Origin of the sequence: Streptomyces sp. ME19-01-6, assembly GCF_033793745.1 — a bacterium.
Taxonomy (GTDB): Bacteria; Actinomycetota; Actinomycetes; order Streptomycetales; family Streptomycetaceae; genus Streptomyces.
In genome coordinates, this window is the sequence record NZ_JARAXF010000072.1 from 1 (window position 1) to 9566 (window position 9566).

The 9566-nt window shown below is 68.8% G+C and carries 7 protein-coding genes and 2 pseudogenes; 3 read left to right on the forward strand and 6 right to left on the reverse strand.

The features are described from left to right. Positions 1-158: 158 nt before the first annotated feature. Together PV419_RS52455 and PV419_RS52460 are read right to left on the reverse strand one after the other, a co-directional pair. A complete protein-coding gene (locus PV419_RS52455; RefSeq protein WP_319701175.1) occupies positions 159-398 on the reverse strand; it encodes a hypothetical protein in 240 nt (79 codons plus the stop codon). A gap of 6 nt (positions 399-404) precedes the next feature. After that, positions 405-608: a hypothetical protein gene (locus PV419_RS52460; protein WP_319701176.1), complete on the reverse strand. Its 204-nt coding sequence runs from the start codon at positions 606-608 to the stop codon at positions 405-407. Between the two features lie 200 nt (positions 609-808). Between PV419_RS52460 and PV419_RS52465 the strand changes: the two genes are divergently transcribed. Both PV419_RS52465 and PV419_RS52470 read left to right on the forward strand, forming a co-directional pair. Next, positions 809-1828 carry a LacI family DNA-binding transcriptional regulator gene (locus PV419_RS52465; RefSeq protein WP_319701181.1) on the forward strand — a complete coding sequence of 340 codons (1020 nt, stop codon included), beginning with the start codon at positions 809-811 and terminating at the stop codon, positions 1826-1828. A gap of 185 nt (positions 1829-2013) precedes the next feature. Next, a complete protein-coding gene (locus PV419_RS52470; protein ID WP_319701177.1) occupies positions 2014-2136 on the forward strand; it encodes a hypothetical protein in 123 nt (40 codons plus the stop codon). 28 nt (positions 2137-2164) lie between these two features. Here the strand turns inward: PV419_RS52470 and PV419_RS52475 are convergent. Next, positions 2165-2805 (reverse strand): annotated as a pseudogene (locus PV419_RS52475) (cupin domain-containing protein); the annotation flags it as partial. Positions 2806-3381: 576 nt separating this feature from the next. Here PV419_RS52475 and PV419_RS52480 point away from each other — a divergent pair. Next, a pseudogene (locus tag PV419_RS52480) lies at positions 3382-3624 on the forward strand (GH12 family glycosyl hydrolase domain-containing protein); the annotation flags it as partial. A 239-nt stretch (positions 3625-3863) separates the two neighbouring features. Here PV419_RS52480 and PV419_RS52485 read toward each other — a convergent pair. From PV419_RS52485 to PV419_RS52495, 3 genes are all read right to left on the reverse strand, one after another. After that, entirely contained in the window at positions 3864-5234 is a 1371-nt protein-coding gene (locus PV419_RS52485) for a tannase/feruloyl esterase family alpha/beta hydrolase (RefSeq protein ID WP_319701178.1), read from the reverse strand. A 239-nt stretch (positions 5235-5473) separates the two neighbouring features. Continuing rightward, positions 5474-7363, reverse strand: a complete 1890-nt coding sequence (locus PV419_RS52490; protein WP_319701179.1) for an AMP-binding protein — start codon at positions 7361-7363, stop codon at positions 5474-5476. 249 nt (positions 7364-7612) lie between these two features. Continuing rightward, on the reverse strand, positions 7613-8857 hold the full coding sequence (locus PV419_RS52495; RefSeq protein ID WP_319701180.1) for a helix-turn-helix domain-containing protein: 1245 nt from the start codon (positions 8855-8857) through the stop codon (positions 7613-7615). Positions 8858-9566 lie beyond the last annotated feature (709 nt).

Sequence of the window (9566 nt, forward strand, 5' to 3'; positions counted from 1 at the left end):
GCGACTGGCCCCAAAAGCCGACACTCCGGACTCACTCTCTACCAGATCCTCGACGCCCTCCAGGACCTGCTGAACTGCTGGACCGGCATCTGCACCACCTCCCACCAACCTCTGCCCACGCCTCGGATCAGACACCAAACAGCAAGATCCGCAACGACCTAACGGAGTCCTACTAGACCAGTGGTGCCGAAGACCGTGCGCCACAGCACCGCGATCGCGACGCTGCCGCCGATCAGCGAGGGCAGGTAGAAGATGGAGCGGTAGAAGGCAAGGCCCCTCACTCCCTTGTCCATCAGCAGCGCGAGCCCCAGGGCCAGCGCGAGTTGCAGCGGGACAGAGACCAGGACGTAGGTGAACGTCACCTGGAGCGACTGGTGCAGACGCTCGTCGTGGAGCATCCGCGTCTAGTTGTCGGGTCCCGTGAACTGCGGCGGCTGCAGCAGGTTGTACTTGGTGAAGCTGAGGTAGAGCGAGGCCAGCATCGGGCCGAGAGTGATCCCGAACAGCCCGACGAACCATGGCAGGAGAAAGAAGAATGCCGCCTTGTTCTGCTGTCGCGCGCCCCGTCGGGACCCGCGTAGTCGGCGTAGTTCGTTGATGGAGCTCACGGCACTGCTCCCTTGAGCGGCGGCATCGGAAACACAGTGGTGCGGGACCGTACCGGGCCCGCTCGCCCCAAAAAAGCGGTCGTTCACCCTGTGGGTTGCGAGGGCCATAGTGAACGATCACTTTTTCCGTCAAGAGTGTGTACTCTCTGACTTCCGGAAGGTTGGCAGAAGGTGGGGGCAAGAGGATGGACGGCGCTGACATGGCGCGACGACGGCCGACGATCACAGACGTTGCGCAGCTCGCCGGGGTATCACCCCAGACGGTGTCGCGGTACCTGCGGTTCAACGGCGGACTGAAGCCCACGACCATGGAGCGCGTGGAGAAAGCGATCCGCGAACTGGATTACCGTCCCAACCTGGTGGCGCGGTCCATGCGCACGCGCAAGACCGGCAGGCTGGCGATAGTCATGCCCGCCATGACCTTCAACCCCTCACGCATGCTGGCGGGAGCCAGCGCGACGGCACAGGCCGCAGGATACTTCGTGGACGTCGTGAGCGCCGGGGGCGGCGTACGGGCGCGGAGTGACCGCTTGCTGGAGCTCGCCGACTCGGGACAGTTCGAGGGCATCCTCTCCCTCGCCCCCGTACTCCCCTCGGTGGAGAACCAATTGCACCAGAGGACGACCGTGGTGATCTCGGCCGATTTCGACGACGAGATGCGCGTCATCGGAGAGTTGGCCGACGCCAGGCCCCTGGCTGAGATGATCGAGCATTTGGCAGCACTTGGCCACACCCGGTTCCTGCATGTGGCCGGCGACGCGCAGTTCGCCTCCGCGCGAGCGCGCAAACAGAGCTATCTGGACACGATCGAACGCCTCGGCCTCGAGTCGGTTGGAGTCTTCGACGGCGACTGGTCCGGCGAGTCCGGCATCGAGGCGACCCGGTCGCTCCCGAGCCGTTCGCGACCGACCGCGGTGATCGCGGCCAACGACCTCGTCGCCGCCGGCGTCGTCCGCGGCGCCCGGGAACGCGGCTGGGACGTGCCGGCCGACATCAGCGTGACCGGCTGGGACAACGTCGACGTGGGTCAGTTCATGAACCCGTCCCTGACCACCGTCGACGTGGACCTCGAACGGCTCGGCAGCAAGGCCATGGACAAACTGATCGCGGGTTCGAGGCACACAGCGACCGCGTCAGCTGAGGTATCCCTGTTCCGCGTCATCTGGCGGGAGTCGACGGCCGAGCCGCCTGCGACAGGGCGTCCCAGCCGCAGGCGGTGACCAAGGGCGGGCACCGCCGCCGGAGCGGTCGCGGGGCAGCCGATGTCCTTCCCCCTGCCCGAGCGGCCGTCCGGCCGGCTCTGAGGAGCGAGCCGACGCGGCGGCGTGCGCCACCGGGCCGGAGGTGGCCCTGGCCGGCAAGGCGTACTCCTCCCGCGCGATACGGACCCACCCACGCGAGCGCGATGTCCCGCGAGCCGGCAGACTTCCACGGGTTGGGGCGCGGCAGTCGGTTCGGCAGGTCACCCGCCTTCGACCACGACGCCCACCAGCAGCGCAACGCCGTCGGGCGGTCCATCAACCGCTGAAGCAGTGACGTGACCCGCGGCGCCGGCATCAGTTCTCGTAGACGTCGAGCCGGCCGCACATCCCGAACTTCCCACAGATAGCGGGCTGTTGAGATCTCACGACGGCATCGGCGAGGTGGGGATACTCCCCCCGCTCCAGCGAGTCGAGCTGCACCCCGGTGGCCGCGGCGGCGGCCTCGGCGCCCCGGCGCCACCGCTCGCGCCACTCGGCGATGCGGGGCCGTACGAGCGCGGCGGCGGCCCGGTGGAACGCGGCCAGGGTCTCGGGCCCCTCGGCCTCGCGCAGTGCCCGGTAGCCCTCCAGGGCGAGATCCCGCCGGGCCCGGGCGACGCGCTCCTGCTCCTCCTCGGGCGCGTCGGGCGGGATGACGGTGGCGCGTGCGTACGCCTCCGAATCGATCAGATACTCCGGGGCAGCGTGAGGACGGCGTCCCCCGCCTCCGGCAGCCCGCTGTTCTGCATCAGCACGGTGATCCTCAGATCACCCTCGTTGACCAGCCGGTGGATGGTGCCGGGCGTGAACCAGGCGACCGTGCCGGCCCGGAGCGGGGTGATCTTGTATCCGGATGTGGTCAGCGTCTGCACGGCACCGCGTCCGCCGGTGACGACGTAGGCCTCGGAACACGCCAGGTGCATGTAGGGATCGGGAACGCACCCCAACGTGGCCGGTATGACCGCATTCTATGTGCCGGTGGTAACCGCCGGACTGCAGCAGATTTCATCACGTTGATCGATGCGCGGAAATCAGGTCTTTCGGGCCGGCGCCGGCCCGAAAGACCTGAAGCGGCGGCGGGAGCGGCCGGCTCCCCTGGGCGTTCAGTCCGTACGTCACGCGCGGCGTCACCATCGTCGACACCACCTCCCACGAACACGGTGAGCGGGCATACGCAGACCACGGCCTCGCTGGGCGGACGTCTCAACGATCAGGTCCAGGGACGTGGTGTACGGCGGTTCGTTGAGGCCGTCGCTATAGTCGGGAAAACGAGACACAGGGCGGAGTGGTCATCGGACGGCCGTGCACGCTCACACCACCCCGAACGTTCTAGGCCTTGAGTCGCTTGACCTCCGCGGCCTCCTCGAAGGTGACGCCAGGCCGTTGCCCGCCGACCTGGGATTTACGGACCCAGGTCCGCACCGTTTCGGCCGCACGTACCCCAACGCCACCCACTGCATCGGCGAGAAGCTCAGCGAGCTACGCTCGGTCACGTCCGGCTTCAACGTGCTAGCAAGGCACGGGCCCCCGTCGGTGGCAGCACATGGACGGTCTACAAGGGCAGCAACGGCTCCAACGCCGTGTTCTCCTTCGTCCGCGCCTCCAACACCAGTGGCGGTAGGGTCGACGTCCTCGCCATCATGAACTGGATCAAGAACAGCAAGCAGTGGCTCGGAGACATAGTCCTGGGCAACGTCAAGTTCGGCTACGAGATCACCTCCGCCACCGAGGGCAAGAATTCCACCACCAACTCCTTCTCCGTCTCCTCCTCCTGAGCCCACCAGGGAGCCGGTTCAGCCGGACCGCCCTGCTGTCCCGGGTGAGGCCTGGCGCGACTACTTCGACTCCGCCGAGCTCGCCGAGCTCCCCTCGATCCTCGGCCAGTAGAGCCCGCTGGCGGCGAGCGACCATGAGGGCGGGCAGCACCCGCTCCACGATGAAACCCCCAGGTCGAAGACGTGGGGGTTTCACTGTCACCTTCCAGAGGTCCGCGCCGGCCGAGACGCTCAACGCGTCACTGGCGGCCGGTGCAGCGGAAGTTGGCGGCGTCGTTCGTGCTGCCGTGTCCGTCGTAGCGGGCGACGGCCGGCCACAGGCACAGCGGCCGGCTCATGGACCCGTTCTCGGCGCGCAGCGTGGTGGGAGCCTTGCCGTGTTCGACCCACTTCACCAGGGCCGTCAGCGGGTCGGCCGGGGCGGCGCCGGACCCGCCCCTGCAGTGGCCCACGCCGGGGGCGGTGAAGAGGCGGGCGAACCGCTCGGTCTTGGCCCTGCCGCCCGTCGCGGCGGTGACCCGCTCGTAGTAGCTGGTCGTTCCCTGGGGAGGGATCAGCTGGTCGGCCAGGCCGTGCCAGAGGAGCAGTTTGCCGCCGGCGGCGCGGAAGGCGTTCAGGTCGGGGTCGTCTGTGCCGACCACGGGGCCCCACTCGTGACGGGACTGGTCGGCGTAGTGGGTGAAGTTGGCCATGGTCAGGCTGTGCCAGTCGAAGGACGGGTTCTTCGCCAGCCAGTAGGTGAACCAGCCCGACGCGAGGGGCGTCGGGACTCCGTCGCCGTTCGCGGTGGCGGCGAGTCTGGCGAACGAGGCGCCGGGCAGGATTCCGTACCACAGGCGGGTACCGTCCGGGCGTCGCGGCCCGTCCCAGATCTTTTTCACCACCGCCGCGTCCTTGGCCGTGATCGTGCCGCAGGGGGTCTCGGTGCCGACCAGCGAGGTGGGGTTGAAGCGGCAGGTCCGGGGGTCCGTGATGACGCCGTCGGTCACGCCGTCCCGGCTGTCGCACGCGGCTGTGACCGCTTTGTCGAACGCGTCGAACTTGCACGAGGGCACGAAGTCGTCGAGCTCGTGCATCACGACCTGGGGCCACATCGCCGCGGGGAGGAACCGGTCCGCCTGGATCGCCGGTGCGCCTGCCAGGATGCCGTCGTAGTCGCGGGGCTGGACCTGCGCTTCCTGGAGACCTTCCCTGCCGCCGTTGGAGCAGCCGTTCCAGTAGGAGTAGTTGGGCGACGTGCCGTAGAACGCCTGGGTGACGGCCTTGCCCTTGACGGTCGTCTCGTGCAGCGCACGCGAGAGGAAGTCATGGATGAGGGACGCGTTCATGCCGGTCCGGGACCAGGCCCACGAGGCGTCGCTGGAGTCGGCGGTATGGCCGGAGTCGGAACCCGCGGCGGCGTAACCGGTCTTCGCCGCGCTCTCCGTGTCCGGGATGGAGCCGTTGAAGCCACCGCCTCCCACGCCCTGGAAGCGCCCGTTCCAGGTGTCGACGGGCAGTGACACGCGCATGTGGATGCTCTGGGGAACCAGCAGTTCGACGTTGCAGATCGCCGGAGTGGTGGTGGTCTGCGAGACGCTGGTGACCGTCGTGCCGTCCGAGAAGCGCAACTCCGTGAGGCTCTCGCAGGGCCGGACCGGCTGGCCGGGTCTTGTGTTTGCGGCTGCGCTCGCCCCGTGGACCGGCATGGCGCAGAAGCCTGCCGCGAGGATCAGAGATCCTGAGATCGCGAGCCGGCGCCGGACCGGGCCTCGCGGGGATGGTGCGTGTTCGGCGCTGCCGGCTGAAGGCTTCCACTTCATGCCCGCTCACCTCCCTCTTTCTTTCTTGGCTGGGCGGATGGGGCCGGTCAGCGGTCGGCCGGCTCGTGGATGTCGGAGGGGATCGGGTCGGCGTACAGTGCGGCGATGTCCGCGTCGTACTTCTCGGCGACCTTCTGCCGCTTGAGCTTCAAGATGGCGGTGAGTTCATCGCTCGTCGCGTCCCAGTACGCGGGGATCACCCAAAAGCGCTTGACCTGCTCCACGCGCGCCAGTCGGCTGTTGCCCTCGGCCACTGCGGCCTTCAAGGCGTCGATCAGCAGGGGGAAGCGGGCGAGAGAGCGCGGGTCCGGCTGCAGCCCGTGCTCGGCGGCGAAGGCCGCCGCGGCCTCAACGTCCAGGACGAGCAGCGCGGTGATGTAGGGGCGGCCGTCGCCGATGGTCACAGCCGTGCCGATGAGGGGACTGGCGGTGGTGAGGGCCGTCTCGACCGTGACGGGCGAGATGTTCTTGCCCCCGTCGTTGATGATCAGGTCCTTCTTGCGGTCGACGATGGTCAGGTAGTCGTCCGGGTCGGACACGATGACGTCGCCGGTGTGGAACCAGCCGTCCCGGCCGAAGGCTTCGCGTGTCCGGTCGGGGTCGTTGCGGTAGCCCCTTGTCACCGACGGCCCCCGCACCAGGAGTTCGCCGTCGGCGGCCTGGCGTGCTTCCAGGCCTGGCAGCAGTGTGCCGATGGTGCCGAAGCGTGCCTGCGCGGGCGGGCTGACGGCACCGAAGCAGCTCAGCTCGGACATGCCCCAGCCCTCGCAGATGGGGACGCCGAGCGCCGCGAAGAATTCGAGGGTCACAGGCGGCGTGGGTGCCGCGCCGGTCACCGCCCACCGCACCTGGTCCAGCCCCAGACGGGACCGCAGGGCCGACAGGACGCCGGCGTCCGCCTTGGCGTACGCGGTGGCGAGCTCGTCGTCGACCGGCTTGCCCGCCTGCAGCAGGCGCGTACGCCGGAGGCCGGTCTCCAGCGCCTCCCGGAGGGCCCGCCGCCGGGTCGCGTCCGGCTCGCTCTCGATGCCGAGCTCCACCGCCTGCTTGATCTTGTTCCAGACCCTGGGGACGGCGCACCAGATCGTCGGCCGGCAGTCCGGCAGGGCCTTGGCGATCTCCTTGATGTCGGACATGACCGTGACCTGCACACCGAAGATCGCCTGTGCGTACAGGCAGGTGAAGCGGTCGACGATATGGGCTGAAGGGAGGTAGGAGGTGGTCCGGTCGCCGAAGCGGAAGTCAAGGACCTGTGCCACTCCGGCGGCTTGGGCGAGCAGGTTGGCGTGCGTGATCTCCACGCCCTTCGAAGGGCCGGTCGTGCCCGAGGTGTAGATCAGGGTGAGCACGTCGTCCGGCTGGACGGAGCGCCAGGCCGCGTCGAAGTCGAAGGCGGTGTTCGCCCGGCCCCGGGCGCGGAGGGTTTCCAGGCTGAGGGTGCCTTCCGCCGGCTTCGCTTCGTCGCCGTACGTCAGGGTTTCGTCGTCGGCGGTCCTGGTTTCCTCGCCGCCCGCCGGGACTTCGTCCCCGTCCACCAGGATGAGGTGCTCGACGGCCACACCGCATTCTCGGACGACGGGAAGGTACTGGGTTTCGCACACCACCACCCTGCTTCCGGAATTGCGCAGGACATGGGCGAGTTGGGCCGCCGGCAGAGTGTTGTAGACGGAGAACGGGATGGCGCCCAGATGCTGGGCCGCGAGGTCGACGGGGAAGAACTCGACCCGGTTGGTCATCATCAGCGCGACGGTGTCACCACGCCTGACTCCGAGCCCGGCCAGGCCGGCCGCCAGGAGGCGCACGTCCTCGGCGAGGGCCCGCCAGGTGACGGTGCGCGTCGCGCCCACGGTGCGCAGAGCCACCATGTCGGGCGCGACGGCTGCCGTGCGCTGGAAGGCATCGCAGAGCGTGGCGGACATGGGTCTGGGGTCGGTCATCTGGATCAGTTCCCGTCGATCGGCTCCGTACCGGAACTCACGCTCGACAGGCCCGACGCGCACACATACGGCTACGGCGGCGCCGGCAAAGCCGCGGCGTGAGCGCGCGGGTTCGACGACGGCAACGCTAGGCATCCGTGGAGCGCATGGCATCGGGCATGACGCCCAACAAAGCGACCGCCGCACTGTGATCGGATCACACCCCTGTGTCGGGAGGTGATCAAGCCTCCACCTGTGGAGGTGACCGGGTCACACCGCGGTGCCGGAGCCGCCCCTGAACATTCTGATCGCGATCAGCAACTCCTGGAGGTCGGCGAGCCTGCGCAGGTCGCACCCCGTCCGTTCCTCGACACGAGCCAGACGGTGATGTGCGGTGTTGATGTGAACACCTAGTCGCCGAGCCGCGGCCTTCACGTTCAGATCGTTGGCCGCGTACTCCTCCACCGTTCTGATCAGGGTGCCGTCCGCCCTGGAGTCCTCGGCCACGAAGGTACGGAGCGCCGCCGGCACCATCCGTGCAGCGGTCTCGTCCGCTCGGAGCGTCAGATAGTCGAGCACGCTGAGATCGGACAGGCAGACGACACCACCGTCCGGCGGCAGAGTGCCCAGCGCGGAGACCGCCTCGTGGTACGCCTTCCCCAGATCGACGACGGTGTCGTACCGCGTGCTGACGCCCACTGCCAGCCGTGTCCCCTGGTCGGCGAGCGTCCGCCAAGCCGTCCTCACGGATTCCCCGGACACACTGCCCACCCTGTCGCGCAGCGCCCGCACGATCACGATCTCGTCCTGCCGCAGCACGGTCAGCGCACGAGCCGGGTCCCCTGCGGCCTGCCCCAGAAGCGAGGCGGCGGAACGGAAGCTGTATGCGTCGCTGACGGGACCCACGGGCACCGCGACCACCACGGCACACGGCGTATCAGGATGCAGCCCGGCCTTCGTGGCCGCGGTCAGCCGTGGTCCCGGTGCCGGCTCCCGACCCGCGATCAGGTCTTCGAGCAGGTCCCGCCGCACCCGGTCGCCTTCCACGGCCAGGAACTGTTCCTCGTCCAGATAAGCCCGGGCCGCGACCGTACTGCCCCGGTTGATCAGTTCCATGACGAGTCCGCCCGCTTCCAGCGCGACGTCACGCCCGCCGGTTGTGTGCACCGCCCAGTCGGCGATCGCCTCCCACATCACGCGGTGCGCGATGCGCAGCGCGTGCATGAAATCGACGAGGGGCATACCCTGCCGTGCCCGCCGTGCGGCATGCGGGCGGACGAACGCCACGTCGTCGTCCGTGACCGGTCGGTCACGGGCCAGGCTGACGCTGAGCGCGTCGACCGCCTCCGTCACGTGAGCCACCACGTCGGCCAGCAGCGCTTCGTCCACGAGGGCGGCGTAGCCGGGAATCTCTGCCCGCATGGCCTCCAGAGCCGCCTCGGCCAGCGACTGCCGCTGAGCCGCGATGACGTCGGCCACCTCGCTGAGGGCGGCCACCTGACCTGATCGGCGCATCACGGCCTCAGCCTAGGGGAGCCATGGCGTCAGTGCGCCGCGAGATCACTTGGATGAACCGACGCTCGGTAAGACCCGATGACGCCGACATCGACTTCGTTTCTTCGGCACCGGCTTCCGCCGTGGACCAGTGGCGTGGGCGAGCCGCGTTACTCAACGGCTGCTCAGGCGGCAAGGGTGGATTCGCCCGGCGAGCCGACGCGCCGGCCACGAAGTGCGGCGAGCGGTTCACAGTGTCCAAGTCACCGCGCGGCGGTCATCGCGGCGGACTGACTCATCGCACCAGAACGGCACTCTCGTCCGGCAGGTGGTGGACGAGAGTGCCGTTCGCCGCCCCTCCGGACGGGCGGACCTGTTCCGCGCGTCCGGAGGGACGGCGAGCAGAGCCGGCTGTCCGGGGTCACCATGCGGTTGTCCAGGCTCGTGATCAGCGATCGGACACGTCGGCCCCGTCCGCCTGACGGGACCGCACACCGGTCGCGTCAGCGCATGGGGTACACAAGACGTGCCGTGCGGCCTCGACCGCCCCTTGTCCCCGAGTTCCCCGGGCGCCCCGCACGCAGACCACCCACGATCCCGCGTCGCCCGCGATCAGCAGGGTCAGAAGCCCTTGTGCGCCTACCGTGAGTGACGGCGAGTCGAGTCCTGAGCTCTGCACGCAGTTCATGCTGGTCAGGGCGCTGACTCAGACGGCGGAAGCACGGTGACG